Raw genomic sequence first — 13,480 nt, forward strand, 5'->3', positions numbered from 1 at the left:
TAGCCTGCAAAGGTACTTTAATTTTCTTCATGACAGGGAACTGTCTCCCGGAATCTTCACCACCGGGCGAAAATCAGTTCCGCAGCCAGGCAGGCACAGAGGCATCCCAACAGCCTGTACACGGTGCGCCATGAGCGGAAGTGGTAGCAGGCCAGGAGTCCGAGCAGCAGGACGTAATAATAAGCCAGGTCATAACCGTTGAAGCTCACGTCGACGGATGCACCGGACAACCGGCTGACCCACGAGACTGCCGCATTCAGTGCCCACAGCATCCCCTGCAGGAGGCTGTCCATCCACTGAAGCGGAAGGCTGAAGCCATACAGCACCCACCACAGCAGGGACAAGCACAATATAATCATCGTCAGGGGGATGACCAGCAGGTTCGTCAGCAGGAAATAGACGGAAAAGTTCCCGAAATGGTAAGCGACCAGCGGGGCGACTCCCAGCTGTGCCGCCAGCGACACGCCGACCAGCTGACCGACCGAGTGAAGCCCCAGCCGTCGGTGCTCCTCCATCCGTGGAAAGAAGACGGGCATGAAGAGCGCAATGCCTGCCACCGCGGCAAACGACAGCTGGAAGCCGACGTCCAACAAATAATACGGTTCGTAGAGCAGCATGACACAGGCGGCAAACGCCAGTGAGTTGAGCGTGGGTGAGCGACGTCTCAGGCATCGGCCCAAAATGAAGACCGTGAACATCACAGCCGAACGGACCACCGAACCGGAGAGTCCGGTGAGGAAGGCGAAGCCCCACAAAAAGGCTATCAGAATCAGTCCCCGCGTCCAGTGATAACGCTTGTCGCGGACGAGCAGCAGGTGACTGACCACCATCATGATGATGTTCAGGTGCAACCCCGAGAGCGCCAAGATATGGCTGGCTCCGGCACGGGAATAGCGGTCCCGCAGCTCCGGGTCGAGGGAACGCTTGTCCCCCAGCGTCAGTGCCGAGACGACAGCCAGTCCATCCCCCGTGAATCCGCAGGAGCGGTAGGCATCAACCAGCTCGTCACGGCGCTGCAACGCCCACTGCTTCCATCCGGGCGTCCGGTGGCGGTCGCCCCTCTTCCACTGGTCCTTGCCGGCATAGGCTGTGCCGCTGACACCCTGACGCTTCAGGTAGGCGGCATAGTCGAACGTGCTGCCTTCCCGGTTCCGAGGCGGACGGATACGGGCGTAAAACCACAGTTCATCCCCACAGGCAACCTGTGCGGAGAGGGAGTCCTTGGGCACATAGAGCAGCACGTTCCTGTCACCAATCTCCATCGGGACAAGCCTGCTTTTCTTCTTCTCCTCCGGGATGCCCGCCACCCATCCGTGCCAGACCTCCTTCCCGTCCGTCCATTTCACGGACGCCTCCTGCACCCGGCAGGTCATGCGCCACGCGCCTCCGCAGAAAATCAGCAAAATCAAGACCGCACCGAACAGCCAGCGGAAACGGTAGGCAGTATAGCTGCCTCTCAAGAACCGCAAAAGGCATAAAGAAAGGACACACCCTGCCGACAAGGCAAGGAGTGTCCCCTCATGTATCTCCCGTCCGGCATTGACCGCTGCAATACCGGCAATAAAAGGAATATCGAATCGTACGAAAGGATATTTCGTCAGCCAACTCTCAACAGCCTGCACCTCAGCTGTTGCGCAAACGATGAATCATGTCCGCCGGGTCGGGCGCACCGAAGACGGCATTTCCGGCGACCAGCATATCCGCTCCCGCCTCCACCAGACGCTTGCCGGTGTCCAGGTTCACTCCGCCATCGACTTCAATCAGGGGGGATGCTCCCGTCCGCTCCATCAGGGCGCGCAGGTCACGCACCTTCTTCAGCGTGTTCTCGATGAACTTCTGTCCGCCGAACCCCGGGTTGACGCTCATGAGCAGCACCATGTCGACCTCGCCGATGATATCTTCCAGGACGGCAACCGGAGTGGCAGGATTGAGCGTCACACCGGCTTTCATGCCCGTCTCCTTGATTTGCTGGATGACACGGTGCAGATGCACGCATGCCTCATAGTGCACATTCATCATGTAGGCTCCGAGTGCCTTCACCTCGGGAATGAACTTCTCGGGATTCACAATCATCAGATGGACGTCAAGCGGCTTCTCACACAGCCGGGCGACATGCTTCAGCACCGGGAAGCCGAAAGAGATGTTGGGCACGAACACACCGTCCATCACATCCAGATGGAGCCAGTCTGCCTCACTGTTGTTTATCATCTCCAGGTCTGCCTGCAAATTGGCAAAGTTGGCAGACAAGAGCGAAGGGGCAATCATACAAGTAGCCATAGGTTCACAGTTTTTCTGCAAATATAGCCATTATATTCTCATACGAATGCCTGTCAACAGGTATTTCAACGGACAAACTGACATCGGTTGACTCCCGTCGGGCACTTGAGGAATCTCTTCTACCCGATAGCTGAAGGCAGTCCGACCGCCTTCAGGAGGAGCCATCACAGTTCCACGCCGTGGGAATCACAGTTCCACGCCGTGGAACCAGCAGTCCCAGGCTGTGGAACTCGAAGTCCCAGGCCGTGGAACTCGAAGTCCCAAGCCGTGGAACCCGGAGTCCCAAGCCGTGGAACTCGGAGTCCCAAAAGCAGGGAACTGGTTGGGACCACTTCTTCTTTGAGAATCAACAACATGAGAATCCCATCGGAACACCTTCAAACAGACGTTCCGATGCGTACGGGAGCATGCTGTGACGCTCTTTTACAAAAAACAGGGAGTTAATAGGAAAGGCGCAGTCCGGTCTGCAGGTTGAAGTTCAGCGGATGTTCCTTCCGGATGGTCTCCACGGCACTGCCGTCCTTGAAATAGTAGTTCACGCCCGGCTCGATGTACAGTCCCAGGTGACGGGTCAGCTTCACCTGAGCTCCTACGGCAGCAGCTACCGACCATTGGAGTTCCTTGACCTTCAGGTCGTTTGTTTCATGATTCTTTGCCATGCCGTTGAGGGTGTAGGTGGTGCTGACTTCTCCCGACACACATTTCTCGACCGCTCCGCCTGCCGAGGCATAGAGGGAGAAACGCTCGTTCTCCCACAGTCTGTAGCTGGCTTTCAAGGGGATGCCTACGTAGTGCAACTTCTGGTTGCTCTCATAGTAATCGTCCTCGGCACCCGCCCAAAGCTCGGAAGCGAGTTTGGTGTATGTCAAACCGCTCTCCAGCGCCCAACGGTCGTTCAGGTGGAAACGCACGGAGATGCCGAACGTGACGGGCATCTTGTGCTTGGTATGCGACTCGACCTGATTGTTCAGGTTAGCTGAGAGCAACTGGCTGTAAGGGCTGTTCGACAAGTAGTTGCCGACAGGCATCAACTCCCGTTCCTCCTGGGACAACAGCCTGTAGCCTGCTCCTTGCGACTCGGAGCCGAAAGAGCCGTTCCCCACGTTCATGCCTACTTCCCAGCGACGTCCGGAGGAGCGTCCGCCTGTCGACCGGCAGGGAGCGGAGGAGCTGAAATCATACGTATAGGTATTCTTGTTCTTGCGGGGGGCTGCGACCTCTTTCCGCTCCTCAACCGGCTGCTCGGCCGACTCCTGCGGCTTCTCGTCCGTGTCGGCGACAGTCGGCTGAACGTCGGCTGACAGGGCACGCGCCGCCATCAGCATCGGCACCGCACGTCCGGCAGCACCGGCGGCAGCCTCCTTTGCCTGCGCCACCATCGGGAGGGGACGTTCCACGGAAGCCGGAGCCGGCAGACCGTCGCTCACCGGAGTGAGAGAGGCAATCTCCCGGGAAATACGGTCGACATCCTCCACCGACGACGAACGCATCCACCACAGGCTGAGTGTGGAGAGCACGACGAGGACGGCAACCGCTGCCACGGCGGCATAACGGCGGTAAAAGGGGATGACACGCGGACGGGACAACTCCTGCTCCAGCTCCGCCCACAGCCCTTCGGGAACAGGCTCGGTGTGATTGTCCAGGCGTTCCTTCCAGCTTTTCGTCCACTTATCTTCATTCTTATTCATAGGCCTTCTTGCTTTAGGTAAGCCGAAACCTTCTGCTGCAGCATCTTCTTGGCACGGAACAGTTGCGAAGACGAAGTATGCTCCGTGATGCCCAGCAGGTCGGCTATTTCTTTGTGACTCTTATCTTCAAACACATACAGGTTGAACACCGTGCGGTAACCGGCAGGAAGCTCTGCGATGAAGCGCATCAGCTCCGCTTCAGGAACCAGCTCCAGGCTTTCCTCGTCCTCGATGTCCTCCGGAAGTTCCTCAATGGGCTGTTCGTTCATCAGGCTCTGCTTGCGCAACTGCTCCAGCGCTCCGTTGACCATGATGCGGGTCAGCCAGGCACGCAGCGAGCCTTCTCCCTTGTACTGAAAGCGGTCGAACGAACGGAACGCCTTCAGAAAGCCGTCGTGAAGGATATCCTGTGCCGTGTCGCGGTCTCCGGAGTAACGGACGCAAACAGCCATCAACAAGCCGGCATATTGCTCGTACAATTGTTTACGGGCAGCATTGTCACCTTGCCGACAGCGTTCGACCATCTCCTTTTCACTTAATTTCTGCAACACGAGTCTACCTGTTTTTTTATCCTATAAATGATGAAAGTGCAAAAATACTGCACGAAGGGAGTAACTTTTTCTCATTAACAAGCTTTAATAGTTTCGGATGCAGTATTCTGCCGCCCCCTGCATTTACCAGACAGAAAACGAGAAATTGAGACCTTACACAAAAACCAAACATTAGAAGCCTTATGAAAACAAAGAATTTACTTCTTGGATTGCTGTGTCTGCTGACACTCCCGACCACATTCATAGCTTGTGATGACGACGAGTTTGTCTACTATACGGACATGGCTACCGTGACGGACCGCGACGGCCGCTGGGTATTGGAAAGCGACAATTGCGGCGAACTGATTCCGCTCAACACCGCCGCCCTGACGATGCACGATGCGGACAAGGACAACCAGCGTGTCATCGCTGCGTTCAACTATGTGGATGAAAAGGACCGCAGCAACAAGGGCATCGAACTGTACGACATCTACCGGGTATTGACGAAGGACGTCTACTGCATGCCTGCCGACGACGCGGAGGCAAACGACAGCATCGGCAACGACCCGATCCATATCCGCCGCATCACCACGAGTGCCAAGCATCTGAACTTCTACTTCTCGGTGATGGGCAACAACTCCACCATCGCACACTTCATCAACCTGATTACCGTCGGCGACAAGAAGGAACCGGACAGCAACGGAGTGCTCCACATGGAGTTCCGTCACAACAACGAGGGTGACCACCCCCGTTTCCTCCAATGGGGCTGGGCAGCCTTCCCGTTGAGCAGCATCCCCGGCTACACGGAAGGGAAGACCAGGAAACTGTCTATTAAGGTGTATGAAGGAAACGACACGGAAACGATTATCTCCTACGACTTGACGGATGCGGAAAAGGCAGACGCATCTCTTGAAAAGAATGCGAAAGAATATGCCATTTCAGACTTTTCCAACACAAAAACTAAATAAATTAATACTCTCTTTCACTTACTAAACTATCCTTTTGCCCCGAAAGGGACGATGGAAGCAAAAAGGCTCTGTTGTGAAACAGGGCCTTTTTCTTTATAGGTAAGGGGACGAATAAACGTCACCCGGTTAATCCATCCGATGTTCGTCCGTCAGCTTGTAGCCACGGAGGAAGTCAGCGACTCCCATACGCTTCTTTCCGGCAAGCTGAAGGGTCCGCAGGTCCAGATAGCCGCCTTCGACCGCTACCTGAAAGTAGGTCTTTCCGTCCGTGTGGACACTTCCTGCCGGCAAGGAATGGGTGGCAGGAACCTTGGCAGCCTCATAGACTTTCAGCACCAGCCGCTTGCCGTCGGGCTGTTCCAGTTCGGTCCAGGCTGCAGGATAGGGCGACAGTCCGCGCACGAAGTCATAAACGGCTTTGAGTGAACGGTTCCAGTCGATGCGACACGTATCCTTGAAGATTTTGGGAGCCGGACGCAACGCTTCACCTCCGCTCGTCAGTTCCTCCTGGGGAATGGTCTTGACCGTCCCTGCCAGGATGGCATCGACCGTCTCCACGACCAGCTTGCCGCCCAGCATCATCAGTTTGTCGTGGACCATGCCTACATTGTCCGTCTCCTCGATGGGAACACGGACCTGCTGGATGATTTCGCCGGTATCGATCTCATGCTTCAGGAAGAAAGTGGTGATGCCGGTCTCCTTGTCCCCGTTGATGACTGCCCAGTTGATGGGAGCCGCTCCCCGGTACTGGGGCAGCAGAGAGGCATGGAGGTTGAACGTGCCCATCGGAGGCATGCTCCACACCACTTCCGGCAACATGCGGAAGGCGACGACAATCTGCAAATCCGCCTTCAACGCGCGCAGTGCCTCCACAAACGCTTCGTCCTTCAACCGCTCCGGCTGCAGGATGTTCAAGCCGTGCTCCTGCGCATAGACTTTCACGGGGCTGGGTTGGAGCACACTGCCGTGACGTCCCATCGGTTTGTCGGGCATGGTCACCACGCCCACTACATTGTATCCGCCTTCCACCAGGCAACGCAGACTCTCCACGGCAAAGTCGGGCGTGCCCATGTAGACGATCCTTAAATCTTTCTTTTCCATCGTATAATGATTGTGTATGCTTGAATGAATGTGACCGGCTTCCACTGCCGGCCGTTGTCCGCGTCTGGAAGTGACGTCCGTCAGTCTGCCGAGAACTCCACCAGCACCTGACGGTAGCTGTTGAATATCTTCGACTTCGAGATGAAGCCGACGTATTTGCCTTCGGCATCCACCACGGGCAGGTTCCAGGCTTGTGTGTTGTCAAACTTGCGCATGACCACGTCCATCGGGTCGGTGAGCAGTACCCGCTCGGGAGGAGACACCATGAACGTCTCCACCTTGAAACGGTGATAAAGCTCCTGCCGGAACATGATGTTGCGTATGTCGTCCAGCAGCACCACACCGAGCAGTCCGCCCTGCCCGTCGACCACGGGGAAGAGGTTGCGGTGTGCCTTCGAGATGACCTGTACCATCTGTCCCAGGTCCATGTCGGGAGTCACTTTCTCGAAGTCGGTCTCCACAACGTTCTCCACGTTCATCAGGGTCAGGACCGCCCGGTCCTTGTGGTGGGTCAGCAGGTCACCCTTCTTGGCAAGACGCATCGAATAGATGCTGTGCGGCTCGAAGACGATGATGGTCAGGTAGGCACTGACGGAGACAATCATCAGGGCCAGGAACAGGTCATAGCCCCCGGTCAGCTCGGCAATGAGGAAGATGCCGGTCAGGGGAGCATGCATCACGCCCGACATCAGTCCTGCCATCCCCAGCAGGGCAAAGTTCTTCTCCGGAATGTAGGGACCCAGGTTGAACTGGTTGCAGAAGCGGGCAAAGATGAAGCCCGTGATGCATCCCAGGAACAGGCTGGGCGCAAAGATACCGCCACAACCGCCGCCTCCGTTGGTCGCACTCGAAGCGTACACCTTGAAGAGGACGATAAGCAACAGGTAGACCAGCAGCAGGTTGCCGTGCCCGTAGAAGAACGAGTTGTCGAGCACACTGTTCCAGTCTGCCAGTGTGGTCCCGTTGAGCAGCAGGTTGATGGTGGTGTATCCTTCACCGTAAAGCGGCGGAAAGAGGAAGATGAGCACACTCAGCATCACACCGCCTATGGCAAGCTTGATGTAAGGGTTGGAATACTTGCGGAAGATGTCCTCCATCGAGTCCATCGCACGGGTGAAGTAGAGCGACACCAACCCGCAGGCAATGCCCAGCAGGATGGCGTACGGGATGCGTTCCACCACAAACGGATTATCGAGGTTGAAACGGAACATGGCTTCCATGCCCGTAGTAATATAGGAGAAGGTGGCTGCCGTCACGCAGGAGATGAGCAACGGGAGGAGCGATGCCATCGTCAGGTCAATCATCAGCACTTCGAGCGTGAAGACCAGTCCGGCAATGGGTGCCTTGAAAATGCCTGCCACGGCTCCGGCAGCACCGCATCCGACCAGCAGCATGAGTGTCTTGTGCTCCATCCGGAACATGCGTCCCAGGTTGGAGCCTATCGCCGAACCGGTCAGCACAATAGGAGCCTCGGCACCCACTGACCCGCCAAAGCCGATGGTGATGCTACTGGCTATGACCGACGACCACACGTTGTGCCGCTTGATGCGTCCCTGTCGGCGCGAGATGGCATACAGAATCTTCGTCACGCCATGCCCGATGTCGTCGCGCACGATGTTGCGGACAAAGAGTCCCGTCAGGAAGATGCCCACCACGGGATAGAGCAGGTAGAGCCCGTTCGCCTGTGTGGCATCGAAGTTCTCGGTCAGGAACGCCTCAATCTGATGAATGAGCATCTTCAGTACCCACGCGGCAAGCGCCGTGAAGATGCCCACCAGGAAACTCAGCAGGAGGACGAAACGCTTTTCACTGATGTGCTCCTCGCGCCAACGGATGAGCTGCTGAAGGAGCGAAAGTTGTCTTGTGCCTGTGTTCATCGTGCCCCTCCTCTCACTCGCGAATCACTTTCACCACTCCGCCGGCACCCAGCTTGATGATGCTGGAGGGCTTGGGATGACCGGTTTCCTCACGGCGGCTCTGCACGATATAGTCCACGGCTTGCTTGATGTCTTCTGAAATGTCGCTGAACACGGCGGCTGCGGGTTGTCCGCTGATGTTGGCGGAGGTCGACACGATGGCTTTCTTGAAACGGAAGCAAAGCTGCTTGGAGAAAGGTTCGTTGGTCACCCGTATGCCGACGCTGCCGTCTTCTGCCAGAAGGTTCGGCGCCAGGTTGCGTGCCCCGTCATAGATGATGGTCAAGGGTTTGGTGGACAGCTCGATCAGGTCCCATGCCACAGGAGGCACGTCGCGCACATAAAACTCCACCTTGGCTTCCGAGTCGACCAGTACCAGCATGGCTTTGCTGTCGGCGCGTTGCTTAATGTCATACACTCGCTTCACGGCTTCCGGGTTGGTCGCATCGCAACCGATGCCCCACACCGTATCAGTGGGATAGAGTATCACTCCACCCCGCGCAAGCACTTCGCAGGCTTGCTTGATATCTTCATTTACGTTCATAGGCTAGTTTTTTAACCGGAGGATGCATCAAACTGCTTCGAAGACACCTCTTCATTGAAAACAAGTGTTGCAAAAGTAGAAAGATATTTGTTCACAGCCAACAACCAAGCCCCAAAAACCAAATGAAAAAGAGCGGCACATGCCTTGGATTCGGCTGTACCGCTCTCGCGCCTTCTTCTTTATAGATACCTATCAATCACTTTTTACCTTTCTTTTCACAATAACGGCGGCATTGGCCGCAAATGTCGTAGCCCAGCATGGCTCCCAGGATGAAGTCTTCCTCCGGAGTCAGCTTGTTCAGCGGACGGGAGGTCATGAAGCGGATGGCATTGATGCACTCCGGACGCCCGAAGAAGAGGTTGATGCGTTCACAGTCGATGGGCTGTATGCAGTAGGCAATGTGCTGGTTGTTCAGCCTGTTGACTGCAAAGGCTTCGTACTTCCTGTTGGTCGTATAGAGCACCATGTTGCGGACTCCCTTCTTGAACTCGTAGACATGGTTGAGAAACACCTTCAATTCGGCAGGATGGATATCGGTCGGCATCAGGAATAGAGTTTTAGGGGTTGTTTTATCCTTCTTGAAAAGCCAGGCGGAGCGAAACGTCCTCAGACGAGCGTCTTCACCCAACGGTCGATGCGCTCTTCGGTCTTGTCAGGCTCGTTGATTTCATCGAGAGGCAGACCGACGAACTTCCCGTCGACCACGGAGATGGAGGATGAATAGTTGTAGTCGGAGGGGTCTACCCCGTTGCCTACAAAGGTGCAACCGGTATCCTTCAATTCTTCATAGAGCACACCGATGCCGTCGCAGAACGTGTCGCAGTAGGACTCGGAGTCGCCGCAGCCGAAGAGGGCAATCTCCTTGCCTTTCAAGTCGCAACCCTTCAACACCTTCACGCCGTCATACCAATCGTCCTGCAACTCGCCGTCGCCCCAGGTTGATGTTCCCAGCACCAGCAGGTCACAGGCAGCAACCTGGTCAGCGGTCAGTTTTGCCACGTCGTGTATATCGGCGGCAGCCACACCGAGCTTCTGTCCGATGGTTTCTGCCACTCCTTCTGTCGTTCCGGTTGAGGAACCGTAAAATACGCCAATCTTTTTCATAGTCATTTCATCTTTCGTTGTTTGGATGTTGCAAAGTAAGCGCATCCGACGCAGACATGAAATACCTATTTATAGGGGTTTTACGGTCGGGAGAATACCCACTTCCGGTTAACCGCATGTGAGTACTCCCTATCAGAACTCGCTGGTAAAGTGGAACTTGATATGCTTAAAGTCGTTCTGTGCCATCTGGAGCACATAGCCGCTGTCGGCAAGGAAAACGTCCCGTCCTTCACGGTCTTTCGCCATGAACTGGTACTTGCGCTTCTTGAATGCCTCCAGCTCTTCGGGGTCGTCGCTCTCGATCCAGCATGCCTTGTAGAGGCTGACGGGTTCCCAACGGCACTTGGCGTTGTACTCGTTCTCCAGACGGTACTGGATTACCTCAAACTGGAGCTGCCCCACGGTACCGATCAGCTTGCGTCCGTTGAACTGGTTAATGAAGAGCTGTGCCACGCCCTCGTCCATCAGCTGGTCGATACCCTTGGCAAGCTGCTTCGCCTTCATCGGGTCGGCGTTCTCGATGTACTTGAACATCTCGGGCGAGAAGCTGGGCAGGCCCTTGAAGTGCAGGTTCTCCCCTTCCGTCAGCGTATCGCCGATCTTGAACGTGCCGTTGTCGGGCAGACCGATGATGTCGCCCGCCCAGGCCTCATCGACCGTGGTCTTGCGTTGCGCCATGAACTGCGTCGGCGAAGAGAAGCGCATGGTCTTCCCGTGACGGACATGCAGGTAGGGCGTGTTGCGGGTGAAGCGTCCGGAACAAATCTTGCAGAACGCCACGCACGAACGGTGGTTGGGGTCGATGTTAGCGGTTATCTTGAAGACGAAACCGGTGAACTTGGGTTCCTCGGGACGCACCTCACGCTCTTCCGCCATGACGGGACGCGGACTGGGTGCTATCTCCACAAAGCAGTCGAGCAGCTCCTGCACGCCGAAGTTGTTCAATGCCGAACCGAAGAACACCGGTGCCAGCTCGCCCTTCAGGTAGTCGTTCACCTCGAACTCGGGATAGACACCCTCTATCAGTTCCAGGTCTGCACGCAACTTCTCTGCCAGCGGAGCGCCGATGTGCTCGTCCAGCTCCTCGGTGTGGATGTCCACCTGCACCTTCTCGGTCACCACCTGTTTCGACGGTTGGAAGAGGTTGAGGTTCTGCTCATAAATGTTGTACACACCCTTGAAGCGTTGTCCCTGGTCGATGGGCCACGAGAGCGGACGCACGGCGATGTGCAGTTCCTCCTCCAGTTCATCGAGCAGGTCAAAGGGGTCCTTACCCTCCCGGTCCATCTTGTTGACGAAGATGATGACCGGCGTGTTGCGCATGCGGCACACCTCCATCAGCTTGCGGGTCTGCGTCTCCACACCCTTGGCGCCGTCGATGACGATGATGACACTGTCGACCGCCGTCAGGGTGCGGTAAGTGTCCTCGGCAAAGTCCTGGTGACCCGGCGTGTCGAGGATGTTGATTTTATAGTCATGGTAGTCAAACTCCATCACGGATGTCGTCACCGAGATGCCGCGCTGCTTCTCGATGTCCATCCAGTCGGAGGTGGCTGTCTTCTTGATTTTGTTTGATTTCACTGCGCCTGCCACCTGGATTTGTCCACCGAAGAGCAACAGCTTCTCGGTGAGTGAGGTCTTACCGGCATCCGGGTGGGCAATGATGGCAAAGGTTCGTCTTCTTTCTACTTCGTTCATGGGTCTTGAATGTTTTTTTATCGTACTCAGGTTTCGCTGACTCCCGGCTCATCGGCAACGGGGACTTGCTGTTTTCGTATTCCCGTCGCTCATTCGTCAGCCAGCAGTTCGTCCAGTTCTCCGTTCTTCTCCTTTTTATAATAGGCAGCCAGCAGCGCGATGAAACGGCTGATTTCCGCCACGGCCGCCGCCGTCTCACGGCTCACTTCCCGCTTCTGCAACTTCAGGAGCATCACCCCGTAGAGCGCGTCGAAGCAGTTCTCTATTTCCGGGACATCCCGACGGTCGCCCCGTGCACGTATCTCGACGATGTAGGGCAGCACGTGGTAGTAGTTCGCCCCGTAGGTTGGTATCTTCGGAGAACGCAGCAACCGCAGGTGCAGGTCGGTGAGCAGGATGATGATGTTCTTGTTGATTTGCAGGTGTCCGCTCTGCGCCACTCCCTCGCGGCGCATCATGTCGATGAGGTCTTCATACCATTGTGTGAGTTCCCGTTTCCGTTCCTCGTCGAGTTCATACGGACGGATGATGCTGTCCTTGATGCGTTCGATGTCAAGCCCGTTGGCACGTATCAAGTCTTCCACCTGCCACATGTAGAGCAGGTATTCTGCGATGTTGGATTCCTTGAGTTGTTTTGCAATGAACATAGTAGTGACGACACTTAATAAAGAGATTTACCCAACAGGGTGCCGAAGAATCCCGCCAGGGAGGCAACGATGACGATGCCGCCGATGACGCGGTTCAGAATCCAGATGCCGCGCAGGTTGAAGCGCGTGCGCACCTTGTTGACAAAATAGGTAATGCTGAACCACCACGTGATGGCTCCGGCAAAGATAGCCAGATAGCCCAGCGTCTGTTCATAGACCGGGATGCCGGGCAGGACAAACGAGAATCGGGCGAAGAAGCCTATAAACAGGAATATAATCAGCGGATTGGAGAGGGTGACAAAGAAAGCGGTCACAAAGTTGTGCACCAGCGTCCCTTTGCTGGTTGACACCGGACGGAGGGCATGCACGGGATTGCTGCGAAAGGTGTAGAGCCCGAAAAAGAAAAGCATGATGCTCCCGATGAGTTGCAGGTAGAAGATGTTCGACGGACGTTGCAGGAAGTCGTAGATGAACGACATGCCATAGCCTGTCATCAGACTGTACATGATGTCGCTCAATGCTGCTCCCACCCCGGTGACGAAGCCATACCAACGTCCCTTGTTCAGTGTACGCTGGATGCATAGCACTCCTACGGGTCCCAAGGGTGCGGATACGACCACACCGATGATGAACCCTTTGACCAGGAATTCAAGCAACGAGAACTGTTCTAACCAAGCATAATGTAGATTCATGCTGCAAAGATGCGACTTTTTTGCCAAAGAGGGGACAGGATTTACATTCTTTTTTGAACTCCAACCGGGCATTGGTTCGCGCAAAGGTTCCCTTCCGTTCCACAAGGGCAAGCTTACCGGACATCTTGTCCGGCTCTGCCGAATCTCAAACAGCTTCAGCCCGATATACCCTTTATCCGCGAGAATCAATCATGTATTTTTCTTATACATTGGCAAATTCCTTAAAAGAATCATCCGCCAGACAACAGAGACTATCATATTCTTTGATAAATAAAAACTCCTGCGGAATGAAATAATCACTATCTTTGCTTTATT

Annotated in this window: 13 protein-coding genes; 1 reads left to right on the top strand and 12 read right to left on the bottom strand. The window is 55.5% G+C overall.

Annotated elements, in window-relative coordinates:
• Positions 1 to 56: 56 nt before the first annotated feature.
• The 4 genes from C8275_RS13495 to C8275_RS13510 all read right to left on the bottom strand — a co-directional run bounded on the left by C8275_RS13495 (position 57) and on the right by C8275_RS13510 (position 4,489).
• Entirely contained in the window at positions 57 to 1,622 is a 1,566-nt protein-coding gene (locus tag C8275_RS13495; RefSeq protein ID WP_106625540.1) for a ComEC/Rec2 family competence protein, read from the bottom strand.
• A 1-nt stretch (position 1,623) separates the two neighbouring features.
• Positions 1,624 to 2,277 (bottom strand): ribulose-phosphate 3-epimerase, encoded by a 654-nt coding sequence (gene rpe / locus C8275_RS13500; RefSeq protein WP_106625541.1) that lies wholly within the window; start codon positions 2,275 to 2,277, stop codon positions 1,624 to 1,626.
• Between the two features lie 440 nt (positions 2,278 to 2,717).
• Entirely contained in the window at positions 2,718 to 3,965 is a 1,248-nt protein-coding gene (locus tag C8275_RS13505) for a porin family protein (protein ID WP_106625542.1), read from the bottom strand.
• Complete coding sequence (locus C8275_RS13510) at positions 3,962 to 4,489, bottom strand: RNA polymerase sigma factor (RefSeq protein WP_106625844.1); 528 nt, start codon at positions 4,487 to 4,489, stop codon at positions 3,962 to 3,964. Before C8275_RS13510 ends, C8275_RS13505 begins: the two co-directional genes overlap by 4 nt.
• Positions 4,490 to 4,698: 209 nt before the next feature.
• On the opposite strand from C8275_RS13510, the gene C8275_RS13515 reads away from it, so the two are divergent.
• Complete coding sequence (locus tag C8275_RS13515; RefSeq protein ID WP_106625543.1) at positions 4,699 to 5,463, top strand: NigD-like protein; 765 nt, start codon at positions 4,699 to 4,701, stop codon at positions 5,461 to 5,463.
• Positions 5,464 to 5,589: 126 nt separating this feature from the next.
• On the opposite strand, the gene fmt is transcribed toward C8275_RS13515, so the two are convergent.
• From fmt to C8275_RS13555, 8 genes are all read right to left on the bottom strand, one after another.
• Positions 5,590 to 6,564: a methionyl-tRNA formyltransferase gene (gene fmt, locus C8275_RS13520; protein ID WP_106625544.1), complete on the bottom strand. Its 975-nt coding sequence runs from the start codon at positions 6,562 to 6,564 to the stop codon at positions 5,590 to 5,592.
• A gap of 80 nt (positions 6,565 to 6,644) precedes the next feature.
• Positions 6,645 to 8,441 (bottom strand): chloride channel protein, encoded by a 1,797-nt coding sequence (locus tag C8275_RS13525; protein ID WP_106625545.1) that lies wholly within the window; start codon positions 8,439 to 8,441, stop codon positions 6,645 to 6,647.
• A 13-nt stretch (positions 8,442 to 8,454) separates the two neighbouring features.
• Positions 8,455 to 9,024, bottom strand: a complete 570-nt coding sequence (locus tag C8275_RS13530; protein WP_106625546.1) for an L-threonylcarbamoyladenylate synthase — start codon at positions 9,022 to 9,024, stop codon at positions 8,455 to 8,457.
• A gap of 196 nt (positions 9,025 to 9,220) precedes the next feature.
• The gene (locus C8275_RS13535) at positions 9,221 to 9,568 is read right to left on the bottom strand and encodes a DUF2023 family protein (RefSeq protein WP_022384341.1); all 348 of its coding nucleotides are present in this window, start codon (positions 9,566 to 9,568) and stop codon (positions 9,221 to 9,223) included.
• 62 nt (positions 9,569 to 9,630) lie between these two features.
• Positions 9,631 to 10,128 carry a flavodoxin FldA gene (fldA, locus tag C8275_RS13540; RefSeq protein WP_106625547.1) on the bottom strand — a complete coding sequence of 166 codons (498 nt, stop codon included), beginning with the start codon at positions 10,126 to 10,128 and terminating at the stop codon, positions 9,631 to 9,633.
• 132 nt (positions 10,129 to 10,260) lie between these two features.
• Positions 10,261 to 11,826 carry a peptide chain release factor 3 gene (locus C8275_RS13545; protein ID WP_106625548.1) on the bottom strand — a complete coding sequence of 522 codons (1,566 nt, stop codon included), beginning with the start codon at positions 11,824 to 11,826 and terminating at the stop codon, positions 10,261 to 10,263.
• A gap of 89 nt (positions 11,827 to 11,915) precedes the next feature.
• Positions 11,916 to 12,473 (bottom strand): DUF4924 family protein, encoded by a 558-nt coding sequence (locus C8275_RS13550; protein WP_022384338.1) that lies wholly within the window; start codon positions 12,471 to 12,473, stop codon positions 11,916 to 11,918.
• A gap of 14 nt (positions 12,474 to 12,487) precedes the next feature.
• Entirely contained in the window at positions 12,488 to 13,165 is a 678-nt protein-coding gene (locus C8275_RS13555) for a LysE family translocator (RefSeq protein ID WP_106625549.1), read from the bottom strand.
• Positions 13,166 to 13,480: the final 315 nt, after the last annotated feature.

Source organism: Bacteroides sp. Marseille-P3684, from assembly GCF_900291465.1.
Classification (GTDB): domain Bacteria; phylum Bacteroidota; class Bacteroidia; order Bacteroidales; family Bacteroidaceae; genus Phocaeicola_A.

Excerpts from the sequence above, each read along its gene's own strand:
- rpe (WP_106625541.1), bottom strand. The coding sequence starts at position 2,277 with ATGGCTACTTGTATGATTGCCCCTTCGCTCTTGTCTGCCAACTTTGCC.
- C8275_RS13505 (WP_106625542.1), bottom strand. The coding sequence starts at position 3,965 with ATGAATAAGAATGAAGATAAGTGGACGAAAAGCTGGAAGGAACGCCTG.
- C8275_RS13510 (WP_106625844.1), bottom strand. The coding sequence starts at position 4,489 with ATGGTCGAACGCTGTCGGCAAGGTGACAATGCTGCCCGTAAACAATTG.
- C8275_RS13515 (WP_106625543.1), top strand. The coding sequence starts at position 4,699 with ATGAAAACAAAGAATTTACTTCTTGGATTGCTGTGTCTGCTGACACTC.
- fmt (WP_106625544.1), bottom strand. The coding sequence starts at position 6,564 with ATGGAAAAGAAAGATTTAAGGATCGTCTACATGGGCACGCCCGACTTT.
- C8275_RS13525 (WP_106625545.1), bottom strand. The coding sequence starts at position 8,441 with ATGAACACAGGCACAAGACAACTTTCGCTCCTTCAGCAGCTCATCCGT.
- C8275_RS13530 (WP_106625546.1), bottom strand. The coding sequence starts at position 9,024 with ATGAACGTAAATGAAGATATCAAGCAAGCCTGCGAAGTGCTTGCGCGG.
- C8275_RS13535 (WP_022384341.1), bottom strand. The coding sequence starts at position 9,568 with ATGCCGACCGATATCCATCCTGCCGAATTGAAGGTGTTTCTCAACCAT.
- fldA (WP_106625547.1), bottom strand. The coding sequence starts at position 10,128 with ATGAAAAAGATTGGCGTATTTTACGGTTCCTCAACCGGAACGACAGAA.
- C8275_RS13545 (WP_106625548.1), bottom strand. The coding sequence starts at position 11,826 with ATGAACGAAGTAGAAAGAAGACGAACCTTTGCCATCATTGCCCACCCG.
- C8275_RS13550 (WP_022384338.1), bottom strand. The coding sequence starts at position 12,473 with ATGTTCATTGCAAAACAACTCAAGGAATCCAACATCGCAGAATACCTG.
- C8275_RS13555 (WP_106625549.1), bottom strand. The coding sequence starts at position 13,165 with ATGAATCTACATTATGCTTGGTTAGAACAGTTCTCGTTGCTTGAATTC.